This is a genomic window from Saccharopolyspora sp. NPDC002376 (assembly GCF_053593195.1).
Genome location: NZ_JBSFBZ010000102.1, coordinates 1 through 14,255 on the forward strand (window position 1 = coordinate 1; position 14,255 = coordinate 14,255).

Sequence of the window (14,255 nt, forward strand, 5' to 3'; positions counted from 1 at the left end):
CTTGTGGTGAGACCTTCTTCTACCAGGACCCCACGCCCACATCGCCTTCAGGCCCCCAGCCCTCCCCATTCCACTGAGATCACCTCATTGAAATCAGACGTCTGATTTCAATGGAAATTGCGTCCCACGGGCCACACGCAGGCCCAAGGTCATCACGTTAACCAGACGTAAAGGAAGGGGCGCACTCCTTGTTGCGGGGCTTTCGCGTCCGCAGTGTGAGTCCGTTCACGATGAGGAGGACGGATGACTGCTGAAGTCGGCAGCCGCGACGGTGCGGCGCGCCCCGGCGGCGAACGCCGGGTGGTCGCCAACCCTCAATGAAATTGCGTCACGTCATGAGGGCGGTGACCAGGCTGTCCTGGACCCAGGTCAGCCACTGGTAGACGCCCAGGTGCTCGCGGCGCAGGTCGTCCTCGGGGAGCTCCTCGGGCATGTCCTCGTCCACGTCCAGCGCGGTGCCCAGCGCCAGTCGGACGTCGTTGAGCGCCGACAGCCAGCCGTCGGCCTGCTCACCGGTCAACTTCACCCGGCCGCCGTCCGGCGGGCAGGTCTCCAGCACCAGTCGCGCCGCTCCGGTCTTGGCCTCCAGCAGGGACGGCTCGTGCAGCGAGCGCATCGCGCCGGCCGCGTCCACCTGCTCCTCGTCGGTCTCCCCGGTGATCGGGTCGCGGCGGTAGAAGTCCGGCAGCAGCCGCGCCAGCACCTGGTCCTCGGGCGCCGTCGTCGGCCCGGTGCGGATACCGGTCAGCTCGGCCAGCTCGTCGGTGGGAGCTTCCGCGGAACGCGCGGTCAGCATGTCCTTGATCTGCCCGACCAGGCCCCGGATGACCGCGGCCTCCTGCTGCGACAGCTCGGCCTGCACATTCCCGTTCTTGCGGGTCCAGCCTTCCACTCAGGAATCCTTCTGCATCGTCGCCCACAGGCCGGCGGCGTGCAGCTTCGCCACGTCGCCCTCGACCTTCTCCTTGGAACCCGAGGACACCACCGCCTTGCCCTTGTGGTGCACGTCCAACATCAACTTCGTCGCGTGGTCCCGGGTGTAACCGAAGATCTTCTGCAGCACGTAGGTGACGTAGGACATGAGGTTGACCGGGTCGTTCCAGACCACGGTCACCCACGGCGTGTCCTCGGTGCCGAGCGCGTCCGCTTCGAGTTGCGCGCGCTCGATCTCAGCGGGCGAGGTCATGCCCCTATCGTTGCACGCCCCCGTCACAACATTGTTTGTGGTTCTCGGGCTGGTTCGCTCGGCGGCGCGAGCAGCGGAACCTCGGCGCCCGCCCACCTCGATCGGGTTCAGCCGATCTGCTGTGGTTGATCGGGGACCACGTAATCTCTGCTCCATGAGCACCAGCACTGCGCTGCTTACGGACCACTACGAGCTGACGATGCTCGACAGCGCGCTTCGCGATGGGACCGCGCACCGGCCGTGCACCTTCGAGGTGTTCACGCGGCGGTTGCCGAACGGGCGCCGGTACGGGGTCGCCGGGGGCATCGGTCGGATGCTCGACGCGATCGAGAACTTCACCTTCGGCGAGGAGGAGCTGGCTCAGCTCGCCGAGCACGAGGTGGTCAGCGAGTCGACCTTGGCGTGGCTGCGCGACTACCGGTTCCAGGGGCAGATCGACGGCTACCCGGAGGGCGAGCTGTTCTTCCCCGGGTCTCCGCTGCTGACCGTGCGCGGCACGTTCGCCGAGGCCGTGGTGCTGGAGACGCTGGTGCTGTCGATCCTCAACCACGACAGCGCGATCGCCGCAGCCGCGACTCGGATGGTCTCGGCCGCCAACGGTCGGCGGATCATCGAGATGGGTTCGCGGCGCACCCACGAGGAGTCCGCGGTCGCCGCCGCCCGGGTCGCCTACCTCGCCGGGTTCACCGGCACCTCGAACCTGGAGGCCGGTCGCCGCTACGACATCCCCACCACGGGCACCGCGGCGCACGCCTTCACGCTGCTGCACGACTCCGAGCGCGAGGCCTTCGAGTCGCAGGTCGCGGCGCTGGGCACCGGCACCACGCTGTTGGTGGACACCTACGACATCACCCGTGGCATCGAGCTGGCGGTCGAGGTCGCCGGCCTGGAGCTGGGCGCGGTGCGCATCGACTCCGGTGATGTCGGCGTGCTGGCCCGGCAGGCCCGCGAGCAGCTGGATTCGCTGGGCGCCATGAACACCCGGATCGTCGTCTCCGGCGATCTCGACGAGTACGCGATCGCCGCGCTGCGCGCCGAACCGGTCGACGGTTATGGCGTCGGAACCTCGCTGGTCACCGGTTCCGGGGCGCCGACCGCGGAGATGGTCTACAAGCTGGTCGAGGTCGAGGGCCGCCCGGTCGCCAAGCGCAGCTCGCACAAGGAGTCCCGCGGCGGGCGCAAGGCCGCGGTGCGCCGGTACAAGGAGACCGGTACCGCCGTGGAGGAGGTCGTCTTCCAGATCGCGCCGGGAGCGTCCGAGCCGGTGCTCGGGCCGTACGACCGGTTCCTGCAGATGCCGCTGATGCGCGACGGCAAGCGCGTCGAGGACCTGCCCACGCTGGAGGACAACCGCCAGCGACTGCGGCACGCGCTGGTCACGCTGCCCTGGGAAGGCCTGACGCTCTCCAACGGCGAACCGGCAATCCCGACCGTCTTCCACACCGCCTGACGACCGACCACAATTGGGGACGCGATCCGAGGAGCCGGGATGACCAAAGCACTGATCATCGTGGACGTGCAGAACGACTTCTGCGAGGGCGGCGCGCTCGCGGTGTCGGGCGGCGCCGAGGTGGCTGCGGCGATCTCGCAGTACCTCGCCGGGTTCGACCACGACCACGTGGTGGCGACCCGCGACTACCACATCGACCCGGGTGCGCACTTCAGCGATGAGCCGGACTTCGTGCGCACGTGGCCGCGGCACTGCGTCGCGGGCACGCCCGGCGCGGCGTTCCACCCGGCGCTGGACGTGGGCCCGGTGGAGGCTGTGTTCTCCAAGGGCCAGTACAGCGACGGCTACTCGGGCTTCGAGGGGATCGACCCGCGCGACCGGCCGCTGCACGACTGGCTGGCCGAGCGCGGCGTGCGCCGGGTCGACGTGGTGGGCATCGCCACCGACCACTGCGTCCGAGCCACAGCCCTGGACGCGGTGCGCGACGGCCTGGACACCACGGTCCTCCTGGAGCTGACGGCAGGCGTGGCGCGCGAAACCGTCGACGCGGCCCTCACCGAACTCGACGCCGCAGGCGTCAACCTCGTCGGTGAACCCGTCGTCCGGTAGAACGCAGCGGTTCACCAGGGGATCGCCGTTCGCGGACAGGGCTGCGCGGTAGCGTTCAGGGGTGCCCACCTCTGTCCCGCGATGGTCCGATCCGGTTGCGTTCGAGCCCGACGAAGACGACGTGCTCCCACCGGAGATCGCTGACGATCTCGCGAAGGCGGGCAAGCCTGCCCCGGCCGAACCGGTGCTCCCGCTGGCGGCGGCCAAGGCCAAGAAGGACATCCCGGACCTGCCGACGCTGCTGAACGTCGCGATCGAGGCGGTCGGCGGCGTCCCGCGCGAGGGCCAGGCCCGGATGGCCGAGGCCGTCGAGCACTCCATCACCTCCGGTGAGCACCTGGCCGTGCAGGCCGGGACCGGCACCGGCAAGTCGCTGGCCTACCTGGTCCCGGCGATCCGGCACGCCGTCGCCGAGAACACCACGGTCGTCGTGTCCACCGCGACCATCGCGCTGCAGCGCCAGCTGGTCGACCGCGACCTGCCGCGCCTGTCCGGCGCGCTGGCCGATGCGCTGGGTCGACGGCCGACGTTCGCGATCCTCAAGGGCCGCCGCAACTACCTGTGCCTGAACCGGATCCACGGCAACGCCCCGGAGGAGCCGGACGAGGGCGCGCTGTTCGACGCCTTCGCCGCCTCCGCGCTGGAGCGGCAGGTCAAGCGCGTCCAGGAGTGGTCCACCGAAACCGAGACCGGCGACCGCGACGAACTGGTGCCCGGGGTCACCGACCAGGCGTGGCGGCAGGTGTCGGTCACCGCCAAGGAATGCCTCGGCGTGCACCGCTGCCCGGTCGGCATCGACTGCTTCGCCGAGCGGGCCCGCGCCGAGGCCGGGCGCGCGGACATCGTGGTGACCAACCACGCGCTGCTGGCCATCGACGCCCTCGACGACCGCCCGGTGCTGCCCGAGCACGACGTGGTGCTGGTCGACGAGGCGCACGACCTGGTGGACCGGGTGACCTCGGCGGCGACCGGCGAACTGACCGCGACCTCGGTGCGGCTCGCGGCGCGGCGCTGCGGGCGGGCCATCGGCGAGGAGACCGCCGACCGGCTCGAAGAAGCCTCCGAGGGTTTGGACCTCGTGCTGCAGGCGACGAATCCGGGGCGGCTGGAACAACTTCCGCAGGACCTCGGCGGTGCCCTGACCGCGCTGCGGGATGCCGCGTGGGCGTGCATCAACGCGCTCGGCCCGGAGCGCAAGGAGGACACCGACGGCAGCACCGCGCGCAAGCTCGCGCACGCCCTCACCGAAGAAGTCCACGACACGGCAGTCCGGCTGCTCGAGGCGTTCGAGGACGAGAAGCAGCACGAGGTCGTGTGGATCTCGGCGGATCCGAACCGCCCGACGACCATCCGCATCGCGCCGATCGGCGTCGGCGGACTGCTGCGCGAGCGACTGTTCGGCCAGCGCACCACGGTCCTGACCTCGGCGACGCTGGCGCTCGGCGGCTCGTTCGACACGCTCGCCCGCCAGTGGGGTCTGCCGGGCCAGCAGCAGGTCCAGCAGGTCGACGGGATGGCCACCGCCAAGGAGGCGCCGTCGGATTCCGGCAGCCTGAAGTGGACCGGGCTGGACGTGGGTTCGCCGTTCGAACACCAGCGCAGCGGCATCCTCTACATCGCCAAGCACCTGCCACCGCCGGGCCGCGACGGCCTGCCGCCGGAGTACCTGGACGAACTGACCGAGCTGGTGCAGGCCGCGGGCGGACGCACGCTCGGCCTGTTCTCCTCGATGCGAGCAGCGAAGCAGGCCAGCGAGGAACTGCGGCAACGCCTCTCAACCCCGGTGCTGTGCCAGGGCGATGACACGACGGCGCTGCTGGTCCGCCAGTTCGCCGAAGATCCGGAGACCTCGCTGTTCGGCACCCTGTCGCTGTGGCAGGGCGTGGACGTGCCGGGCGATTCACTGCAACTGGTGATCATGGACCGGATCCCGTTCCCCCGCCCGGACGACCCGCTCGCGTCTGCGCGTCAGAAGGCGGTGTCCGAACACGGCGGCAACGGCTTCCTCACGGTCGCCGGAACCCACGCGGCGCTCCTCCTCGCGCAGGGCGCGGGCCGTCTCCTCCGTGCGCCGAACGACCGCGGCGTGATCGCAGTCCTGGACCCCCGCCTGGCCACAGCCCGCTACAGCGGCTTCCTCCGCTCATCCCTCCCCCCGTTCTGGACCACCCACAACCCCCAGATCGTCCGAGGCGCCCTCCAACGCCTCACCAGCACTACCTCGAGCTGAGCCGTCTTGGTGGTCAATTTCGCGAGAAATTGACGTTCACCCGGGTGAATGACAGCGGCGCGTAGCGCCCCCTTGGGGGCGGCGGTCGGGCGAAGGGCTGGCCCAATTTCTCGCGAAATTGACACGTCTCCGGGTGACGGAGCTCGCCTCCGGTGATTGGTGGGCTTGTAGGTGATCGACAACTCGGCGTTGGGCTTTCTGTTTTCGCGGGGTCGCCCGGTAGGTTGGGTCCGTCGTGCCGATCAGGCCGCGCAGAAGCCGCCCAGATCGGTGATAACACCTGGTCACAGCACTGCAGACGGATGTGGGCTCGGGTTGGCCGCGGCGTGCGCCGAGGCTCCGGTCCGACGTCGACGCTGACCGGTGGATGTTGTCGATCAACTGCTAGGGAGTCGTCGTGTCCGCACCGCGCCAAGCCGCGCCCGCCGCGAACCTTGCCAGGACTGTGGTCTTCGCCGCGTTCATCGCCGTCCTCGGCATCTTCCCGGGCTTCTACCTCGGCGGCGCTGCGGTGCCGATCGTGCTGCAGAACATGGGCCCGCTCCTGGCGGGCAGCATCCTCGGCGCCCGCCGCGGCGGCGCATCGGTGCTGCTGTTCCTGGCACTGGTCGCGATCGGCCTGCCGCTGCTGTCGGGCGGCCGCGGAGGCATCGCCCCGTTCATCGGCCCGAGCGGCGGTTTCGTGCTCGGCTGGGTGCTGTCGGCGGTGGTCGTCGGCCTGATCGTGCAGCGCGCGCCGAAGCCGGGCCTGCTGGTGCTGCTCACCGCCAACGTCGCCGGCGTCGCCGTGGACTACCTGATCGGCATCCCGTACTGGGGCCTGATGATCGGCGACCTCGGCGCCGCCGCGACGCAGTCGCTGGTGTTCGTCCCGGGTGACGCGGTCAAGCTCGTCGCCGTCTCGCTGGTCGCCGTCGCGGTCCACCGCGCCGTCCCGGCGGCGCTCACCGGCGCTGCGCGCCCCTCGCCCGCCGAGGGCTGACCGTGCTCCCGATCCTCGGCCGCTCCCCCGCTTCGCGGGTCGCGCACTCCGGCGCCGCGCTCGACGCGCCTGAGCTGCTCGCCCGGGCTCGCAGCGCTGCGCGGCTGCTGCGCCCGGGCTCGCGCGTCGCGCTCGACGGCGGGGACGCGCTGACGCGCTTGACCCACTTCCTCGGCGCGGACCTCGCGGGCTGCGCCACGCTCGTCCTCGAGCCGACGTGGACCGAACGCGAACGCTCCGCCGTCCTCGCCGACGCAGCCGTCGACGTGGTCCTGGACCTGAGCGAACGGACCCTCACCAACCGGGACGAACGGGCCGTTGACTCGCACCAAGGCAGCGAAGCGACGCAGTTCTACCTGCCGACCACCTCGGGCAGCAGCGGTCGTCCGAAGGTGATGGTGCGCTCCCGGCGCTCCTGGCTGAGGAGTTTCGACGCACTGGACCTGGGCCTGGAACAGCGCGATCAGGTCCTGATCCCGGGTCCGCTGAGCTCGTCGTTGTTCCTCTTCGGCGCCCTGCACGCGCTGCGCGCGGGCACGGACGTGCACCTGCTCGACAAGTGGTCCGCCCAGGACGCGGCCAACGCCGCCAGGCGCAGTACCGTCGTCCACCTCGTGCCCGCGATGCTCAGCGCACTCGTGTCCACTTTGGAACGGGACCCGGTGCTCCAATCCGGATGCGCGCTGCGACTGGTGGTCTGCGGCGGCGCCCGGGTGGACCAGGAGCTCGAGGAACGGCTGGCCAAGGTCCTGCCGGGCTGCGAGCTCGTCGAGTACTACGGGTCCGCCGAGCATTCGCTGATCGCGGTGCGACGCGGCGACCGCCTGCGCCCCGTCGTCGACGTCGAGGTGCGCGGCACCGAGCTTCGGGTCCGCTCCGAGCTCACCTTCGACGGCTACCTGAACAACGGCGTCGTCATCCCGCCGAGCACCGACAACGGTTGGTCCGCAGTGGGCGATCGCGCGATCTTCCACGAGGACGGGTCGCTCGAGGTCCTCGGCCGAGCCAGCGCGATGATCAACACCGGGGCGCGGTTGGTCGGCGCCGAGGAGGTCGAGTTGGTGCTGCGCGGCGCGGACGGCGTGAAAGATGTCCTGGTCGCGGCCACTCCGCACCCCCGCTTCGGCGAGCTGGTCACCGCGGTGGTGGAGATCGATCCGGTCAATCCCCCATCGCGGCGCGATCTGCGAGCCAGGGCACGGCATTCGCTGGAACCCGCCAAGCGACCCCGGCGCTGGTTGACGATCAGCGCGCTGCCGAGGACCGCGTCCGGCAAACCGGCGCGCGCACTGGTCTCGGAGCAACTGCGCGATGGAACGCTCGCAGCGGAGGCGTTGTGAACCGAACTCCTGTGGTGATCGCGGCGAGGCGGACGCCGATCGGCGAGGCCGGGGGCGTTCTGCGCCACCTGCCGGTCGACCGGCTCGCCGCCCCGGTGCTGCGCGCCGTGCTGGACGACGCCGGTGTGACCACTGTGGACGATGTGCTCCTCGGCAACGTGCTCGGTCCCGGCGGCAACCCGGCGCGGGTGGCGGCGCTGCGGGCCGGGCTCGGCGAGACCACGCCCGGCATGACCATCGACCGGCAGTGCGCGAGCGGGCTCAGCGCGATCGCCACCGCAGCCGCGCTGATCAGCGCCGGTGCCGGTGACTGGTTCCTCGCCGGTGGTGTGGAAAGCCCGTCGACCGCGCCGTGGCGGGCGTGGCGCCCGCGTTCGGCGACCGAGCAGCCCCGGTTCTACCAGCGCGCGCCGTTCGCACCGGCCGAGATCGGCGATCCGGACATGGGCCCCGCAGCCGACCTGGTCGCGGCCGAGGCCGGGATCTCCCGGGAACGCCAGGACGCTTTCGCCGCTCGCAGTCACGCGCGCGCCATCGCCGCGCGGGAAGCCGGCCGGTTCGACGCCGAGTTGGTGCAACTCAGCGGGGCCACCGCCGACGAGCGGCCGCGCGAAGGGTTCACCGCCGAACGACTCGCCCGGTTCCGGCCCGCGTTCACCCCGGACGGCACCGCGACCGCGGCGAACTCCTGCGGCATCAACGACGGCGCGGCAGCCGTGCTGATCACCACCGAGGAGCAGCGACGTCGGCTCGGCGTGCCCGGCCTGCGTCTGGCGGGCTCGCGGAACTCCGGGATCGACCCGAACCGGCTCGGCCTTGGCGCGGCGCCCGCGATGCGGGACCTGCTGGCGGAGCACACCCCGGAAGTGGTCGAGTTCAACGAGGCTTTCGCCGGGCAGACGCTGGCTTGCCTGGACGCCGCGGGGATCGACGAGCAGCTGGTCAGCCCGGACGGCGGCGCCATCGCGCTCGGCCACCCGTGGGGTGCGTCCGGTGCGGTGCTGGTGGTGCGGCTGTTCAGCCGGATGGTGCGCGCCGACGGGCCGCGCACCGGTCTGGCCGCGCTCTCGTCCGGCGGCGGGCTGGGTGTGGCGACGATGTGGGAGCGAGTGGGTTGATCGAGTTCGAGGGCGTCGGGCACAGCTACGACGAGCGCACCGTGCTGGACAGCGTGGATCTGCGGCTGAGCGAGCAGCGCGTCGCGTTCGTGGGAGCGAACGGCTCCGGCAAGTCCACGCTGGCCCGGATGGTCAACGGCCTGGTGCACCCGACGCGGGGCCGGGTGCTGGTCGACGGCGTCGACCCGGTGCGCAACGGCCGCGCGGTGCGGCGGCGCGTCGGCTTCGTCTTCACCCACCCGGACAGCCAGATCGTGATGCCCACGGCTGGCGAAGACGTCGCGTTCTCGCTGCGCAAGCAGGGCCTGTCCAAGGCTGAACGGCAGAGCCGGGCCGCCGAAGTGCTGGCGCAGCACGGCTTGGCGGGTTACGCCGAGCACCCGGCGCACCAGCTCTCCGGCGGGCAGAAGCAGCTGCTGGCGCTGTGCTCGATGCTGGTGCTGGACCCGGACGTGCTGGTCTGCGACGAGCCGACCACGCTGCTCGACCTGCGCAACAAACGGCACTTCGCCGAGGTTCTGGCCGGACTACGCCAGCAGATCGTGCTGGTCACCCACGACCTGGACCTGCTGGACGACTTCGACCGCGTGGTGGTGCTGGAGTCCGGCAAGGTGGTCGCCGACGACGAACCCGGCCCGGCGGTCCGGTACTACCGGGAGCTGGTCGGATGAACCCGCTGGGCCTGTACGAACCGGGCACCAGCCCGGTGCACCGGGCCGCGGCGGGCTGGAAGTTCCTGGCGCTGCTGGTCTTCGCGGTAGTGATCTTCGTGCTGAACTCACCGCTCGCCCTGACCGGCTGCGTGCTGGCGGTGGCCGTGCTCTACGCCCTCGCGCGGATCCCGGTGCGCCGCTGCTGGCAGATCTCGCGACTGCTGATCCCGCTGCTCGTGATCGTGTTCCTGCTGCAGTGGTGGATGCTCGGCTTCGACAACGCAGCAGTGGTCTGCCTCCGCCTGCTGGCCGCCCTCGGCATGGCGAACCTGTTCACCCTGACCACCCGAGTCGACGACCTGGTCACCGCGATCGAACGCGGCCTGCGCCCAACCCGCCGCCTCGGCGTCCACCCAGAGCGCATCGGCCTCCTCGTCGGCCTGACCCTGCAGGCAGTCGCAGCCCTGTCGACGATCGCAACCCAAGTCCGCGAAGCCCAGCGAGCCCGAGGCGCCGAACGCTCAATCTCGGCCTTCGCGGTTCCGTTCCTCGTCAGAACCCTCCGCCACGCAGACGACCTCGGCGAAGCCCTAGCAGCCCGAGGCGTCGGCGACGACTGATCACGATCGCAGGTAGGCCAGCACCGCGAGCACCCGGCGGTTGGTGTCCTCGGCCGGTGGCAGGTCCAGCTTCGCGAGGATGTTGCCGACGTGCTCTCAGCGGGCGCCTGCGGCCGACGAATCCAGGACTTTAGCCTCTGTCGCGCACCCCGGTGACCTGGGCATATTGATCGGTACCGGGGAAACCCGGCGACCGGCTCGAGGATGCAGTGGCCTTGACGACGATCAAGCCGCCAAAGACCTAGCAATCGAAAGATTGCAAAACATTCTCGGGCTCGGCCTATGTCTGGGCCCGTTCCCGTCTCCCCCGGCAGAACCCGGCCACGTTGATCTTCTCGCCCTCAGCGGCCCTCACGACCGCGGCGACGAACTCGGGATCGATCTCAAACCCTGCCCTGCCCACCGCCGCATGATCGCCACAACCACACCGCGTTCAATTTTCGTCACACAAGGCGCGCCAAAGCCGCTGGTCACCGGTGTCCGTGAGGACCTGAGACATCAACTGTCAGACAGGTCCTGAAACAGGACAGGCGGTCCTTACGACCATCACCACTCACAGCAGCTGGGCAACGTCCAACCGCACCGCCGTCGCGCGAAGGCAGGCGGTGTCACCGCCCGCCTTCGGCTCAGCGCCACTGGGCGAGGACTGTGACCGTGCCGGGGTCGACTTCGGTGAAGCCTGCGTCTCGGACCATGCCCACGCGGGATTCTCGCCAGGCCTTCTCCGGGTTGTCGCCGGGGTGGAGGCCGGACCAGGTGTCGGCGTCGGCTTGGCGAACCGAGCAGCGGAAGCCGTCCGCTGCCCAGCGCTCCAGCTCCGCGTTCATGCCTTCGCCGTGGAGCAGGGACGCCAGGATCATCGTCGCGTGGCCGACCTGCGCGGCCGACTTGCCCGCGCTCATCGGGACGTCCGGGTTCAGCCACAGCACCGGGGCGCTCGGCGGCAGCGGGCCCGGTTCGTCGGAGTCCAGCTCGCTGCCGGAGATCTGCAGGCGGCTGAGCTCCTTCGGCATGTCCGCGACCCGCATCGGCAGGAACGCGCGGACCTCGGCGTTGCCGACCTTGAAGGTGCGGCCGGGCAGCGACTGCACCGCTTCCCAGTGCACGCCGCGCGCCCGCCGCGACACCTTCCGGATCCGTCCGGCGATCCAGGTGCTCATGGCCTCGTGCCACTCCCCACCCGGCTTGCAGCGCTCGTCCAGGCACACCGCCAGCGCCGCCGCAGCCGCCGCCTCCAGCAGCGCGGTGCGGTCCGGCGGGTCTCGACGCTCGATCCGCAGGACCATCGGCATCAGCACGACGTTCTCCGGGTCCTCGTCCGAGGTGTCCGCAGTGGCCGCGCCCGGGAGGGCCAGCCAGGAGGCGTAGCGGGTGATCAGCGGGTCCAGCACGTCGAAGGCGGTGTCCAGCACACCTCGATCAGCCGTTTCCGGACCACCGTTATTCCCCGGCTGCATCACGACTCCAGCGGCACCCGGCGCAGCACCCCGTCCTCGGCGTCGGCCGACTCGATCTCGGCGCGGGTGACGCCCAGCACGAACAGCACGGCGTCCAGGAACGGGTGCGACAGCGCGGTGTCGGCCACCTCGCGCAGCGCGGGCTTGGCGTTGAACGCCACGCCCAGACCGGCCGCCGAGAGCATGTCGATGTCGTTGGCCCCGTCGCCGACGGCCACGCACTGCGCGGCCGGGACGCCGAAGGACTCGGCGAAGCGCCGCAGCGCCTGGGCCTTGCCCGGCCGGTCGACGATCTCGCCGATCACGCGGCCGGTCAGCTTGCCGTCCACGATCTCCAGCTCGTTCGCGGCGCTGAAGTCCAGCCCGAGCTCGTCCACCAGCTGGTCGATGATCTGGGTGAAGCCGCCCGACACCACACCGGTGTGGAAGCCCAGCCGCCGCAGGGTGCGGATCGTGGTGCGCGCGCCGGCGGTGAGCTCCAGCTCCGCGGCGACGTCGTCCAGCACCGACGCGGGCAGGCCTTCCAGCACGGCGACCCGCTGCCGCAACGATTCGGCGAAGTCCAGCTCGCCGCGCATGGCCCGCTCGGTGACCTCGCGGACCTGGTCCTCGCAGCCGGCGCGCGCGGCCAGCATCTCGATGACCTCGCCCTGGATGAGCGTGGAGTCGACGTCGAAGACCACCAGCCGCTTGGCCCGCCGCGACAGCCCGGTGCGCTCCACCGCCAGGTCGACACCGGCGCGCGCGGCGATGTCGGACATCGCCTGCGTCAGCTCCGTGTCGTCCTCCGATTCCGGTGCGCTGACCTGCAGCTCGATCCCGGTCACCGGGTAGTCGGCAACGCGTCGGATGGAGTCGATGTTGACCCCGATCTCGGCCAGGCCGCGGGCCACCTCGCTGAAGTTGCGCGCGGTCACCGGCTGCCCGAGCACCACCACGACGTGGCTGGAGGCGAGCTTGCTCGCGTCGCCGTCCTCGGCGCCGATCGCCACGTCGACGGTCATGTCGACGGTGGCCATCGCCTGCTCCACCGCCTCCTGCAGCTGCTCCGGGTCGTGCTCGGTGGACACCAGGACGCCGAGCACCAGACGACCTCGGATCACCACCTGCTCGACGTCGACGATGTCCACGCCGTGCCGGGTCAGCGCGGCGAACAGCACGGAGGTGACGCCAGGCTTGTCCTTCCCGGTCACGGTGATCAGCACGGTGGTCGCATTCGCGGCACTCACGGCAGCGGTTCTTCCTCTCTCAAGACCCTGGCAAGCGAAGAGCCCCGGCGAGCGTGGCCCGCCGGGGCTCTTCGTCGAGCTAGCCCCACCCTGGCACAGGTGCGCTGTGCGGGGCTAGCGCCCAAATCACTTCTCGGAGTCGTCCTTACCGGACTCTTCCCCGGTGACCGGCTTGTCGATCACCGCAGTAGCGGTGCCGCCGCCCTCGTGCTTGTGGGCGATGGTCTTGCCGGTCAGGCTCAAGTGCGCCTCGAGCCGAATCCTCTCGGAGATATGCGGGTAGTGCAGCTCGAACGCCGGGCGCTCCGAACGGATCCGGGGCAGCTCGGTGAAGTTGTGCCGCGGCGGCGGGCACGAGGTGGCCCACTCCAGCGAGTTGCCGTAGCCCCACGGGTCGTCGACGTCCACGACCTCGCCGTAGCGGTAGCTGCGGAACACGTTGTAGAGGAACGGCAGCATCGAGGCACCCAGGATGAACGCGCCGATCGTGGAGATCGTGTTCAGCATGGTGAAGCCGTCGGACTCCAGGTAGTCGGCGTACCGACGCGGCATGCCCTCGTTGCCCAGCCAGTGCTGGACCAGGAAGGTGCCGTGGAAGCCGATGAAGGTCAGCCAGAAGTGCAGCTTGGCCAGCCGCTCGTCCATCATCCGGCCCGTCATCTTCGGGAACCAGAAGTAGATGCCGGCGAAGGTGGCGAACACGATCGTGCCGTAGAGCACGTAGTGGAAGTGCGCGACCACGAAGTAGGTGTCCGAGACGTGGAAGTCGATCGGCGGCATGGCCAGCAGGACACCGGTGAGCCCGCCGAAGAGGAAGGTGACCAGGAAGCCGACGCTGAACAGCATCGGGGACTCGAAGGTCAGCTGCCCCTTCCACATGGTGCCGATCCAGTTGAAGAACTTCACACCGGTCGGGATCGCGATCAGGAACGTGGTGAACGCGAAGAACGGCAGCAGCACCGCACCGGTCGCGTACATGTGGTGCGCCCACACCACGATCGACAGGGCTCCGATGCCCAGGGTCGCGTAGATCAGGCCGGTGTAGCCGAAGATCGGCTTGCGGCTGAACACCGGGAAGATCTCGGACACGATGCCGAAGAACGGCAGCGCGACGATGTAGACCTCCGGGTGGCCGAAGAACCAGAACAGGTGCTGCCAGAGGATGACGCCGCCGTTGGCCGGGTCGAAGACGTGCGAACCCAGCTGCCGGTCGGCCAGCAGACCCAGCAGCGCGGCGGTCAGGATCGGGAACGCCATCAGGATCAGCAGGCTGGTGACCAGGATGTTCCAGGTGAAGATCGACATCCGGAACATGGTCATGCCGGGCGCCCGCAGGCAGACCACGGTGGTGATCATGTTGACCGCACCGAGGATCGTACCC

General features: G+C 70.1%; 13 protein-coding genes and 1 pseudogene. 8 read left to right on the plus strand and 6 right to left on the minus strand.

All coding sequences use genetic code 11. From position 1 onward, the window contains the following. Positions 1–328 precede the first annotated feature (328 nt). Both ACWCO2_RS35745 and clpS read right to left on the minus strand, forming a co-directional pair. Positions 329–892: a DUF2017 domain-containing protein gene (locus ACWCO2_RS35745; RefSeq protein WP_450132234.1), complete on the minus strand. Its 564-nt coding sequence runs from the start codon at positions 890–892 to the stop codon at positions 329–331. Next, complete coding sequence (gene clpS / locus ACWCO2_RS35750) at positions 893–1,186, minus strand: ATP-dependent Clp protease adapter ClpS (protein ID WP_450132235.1); 294 nt, start codon at positions 1,184–1,186, stop codon at positions 893–895. Positions 1,187–1,340: 154 nt separating this feature from the next. Here clpS and ACWCO2_RS35755 point away from each other — a divergent pair, with 154 nt between their 5' ends. From ACWCO2_RS35755 to ACWCO2_RS35790, 8 genes are all read left to right on the plus strand, one after another. Further along, positions 1,341–2,636, plus strand: coding sequence for a nicotinate phosphoribosyltransferase (locus ACWCO2_RS35755; protein WP_450132236.1), 1,296 nt, complete (start codon positions 1,341–1,343; stop codon positions 2,634–2,636). 39 nt (positions 2,637–2,675) lie between these two features. Next, positions 2,676–3,245 (plus strand): nicotinamidase, encoded by a 570-nt coding sequence (locus ACWCO2_RS35760; protein ID WP_450132237.1) that lies wholly within the window; start codon positions 2,676–2,678, stop codon positions 3,243–3,245. A gap of 61 nt (positions 3,246–3,306) precedes the next feature. Then, entirely contained in the window at positions 3,307–5,475 is a 2,169-nt protein-coding gene (locus ACWCO2_RS35765) for an ATP-dependent DNA helicase (protein ID WP_450132238.1), read from the plus strand. A gap of 397 nt (positions 5,476–5,872) precedes the next feature. Next, positions 5,873–6,457 carry a biotin transporter BioY gene (locus ACWCO2_RS35770; RefSeq protein ID WP_450132239.1) on the plus strand — a complete coding sequence of 195 codons (585 nt, stop codon included), beginning with the start codon at positions 5,873–5,875 and terminating at the stop codon, positions 6,455–6,457. Between the two features lie 2 nt (positions 6,458–6,459). Continuing rightward, on the plus strand, positions 6,460–7,797 hold the full coding sequence (locus ACWCO2_RS35775) for a class I adenylate-forming enzyme family protein (protein WP_450132240.1): 1,338 nt from the start codon (positions 6,460–6,462) through the stop codon (positions 7,795–7,797). Next, complete coding sequence (locus ACWCO2_RS35780) at positions 7,794–8,915, plus strand: thiolase family protein (RefSeq protein ID WP_450132241.1); 1,122 nt, start codon at positions 7,794–7,796, stop codon at positions 8,913–8,915. The genes ACWCO2_RS35775 and ACWCO2_RS35780 overlap by 4 nt, the downstream gene beginning before the upstream one ends. Further along, complete coding sequence (locus tag ACWCO2_RS35785; RefSeq protein ID WP_450132242.1) at positions 8,912–9,586, plus strand: energy-coupling factor ABC transporter ATP-binding protein; 675 nt, start codon at positions 8,912–8,914, stop codon at positions 9,584–9,586. The genes ACWCO2_RS35780 and ACWCO2_RS35785 overlap by 4 nt, the downstream gene beginning before the upstream one ends. Further along, positions 9,583–10,188: an energy-coupling factor transporter transmembrane component T family protein gene (locus ACWCO2_RS35790; protein WP_450132243.1), complete on the plus strand. Its 606-nt coding sequence runs from the start codon at positions 9,583–9,585 to the stop codon at positions 10,186–10,188. The genes ACWCO2_RS35785 and ACWCO2_RS35790 overlap by 4 nt, the downstream gene beginning before the upstream one ends. Here the strand turns inward: ACWCO2_RS35790 and ACWCO2_RS35795 are convergent. From ACWCO2_RS35795 to ACWCO2_RS35810, 4 genes and pseudogenes are all read right to left on the minus strand, one after another. Continuing rightward, a pseudogene (locus ACWCO2_RS35795) lies at positions 10,189–10,284 on the minus strand (DNA-binding response regulator); the annotation flags it as partial. Between the two features lie 530 nt (positions 10,285–10,814). After that, positions 10,815–11,645, minus strand: a complete 831-nt coding sequence (locus ACWCO2_RS35800) for a peptidyl-tRNA hydrolase (protein WP_450132244.1) — start codon at positions 11,643–11,645, stop codon at positions 10,815–10,817. Next, positions 11,645–12,874 (minus strand): phosphoserine phosphatase SerB, encoded by a 1,230-nt coding sequence (serB, locus tag ACWCO2_RS35805; RefSeq protein ID WP_450132245.1) that lies wholly within the window; start codon positions 12,872–12,874, stop codon positions 11,645–11,647. The genes ACWCO2_RS35800 and serB overlap by 1 nt, the downstream gene beginning before the upstream one ends. Before the next feature lie 126 nt (positions 12,875–13,000). Next, the coding region (locus tag ACWCO2_RS35810) for a cytochrome c oxidase subunit I (RefSeq protein ID WP_450132246.1) at positions 13,001–14,255 on the minus strand (1,255 nt) is incomplete at its 5' end.

Excerpts from the sequence above, each read along its gene's own strand:
- clpS (WP_450132235.1), bottom strand. The coding sequence starts at position 1,186 with ATGACCTCGCCCGCTGAGATCGAGCGCGCGCAACTCGAAGCGGACGCG.
- ACWCO2_RS35800 (WP_450132244.1), bottom strand. The coding sequence starts at position 11,645 with ATGCAGCCGGGGAATAACGGTGGTCCGGAAACGGCTGATCGAGGTGTG.
- ACWCO2_RS35755 (WP_450132236.1), top strand. The coding sequence starts at position 1,341 with ATGAGCACCAGCACTGCGCTGCTTACGGACCACTACGAGCTGACGATG.
- ACWCO2_RS35790 (WP_450132243.1), top strand. The coding sequence starts at position 9,583 with ATGAACCCGCTGGGCCTGTACGAACCGGGCACCAGCCCGGTGCACCGG.
- ACWCO2_RS35760 (WP_450132237.1), top strand. The coding sequence starts at position 2,676 with ATGACCAAAGCACTGATCATCGTGGACGTGCAGAACGACTTCTGCGAG.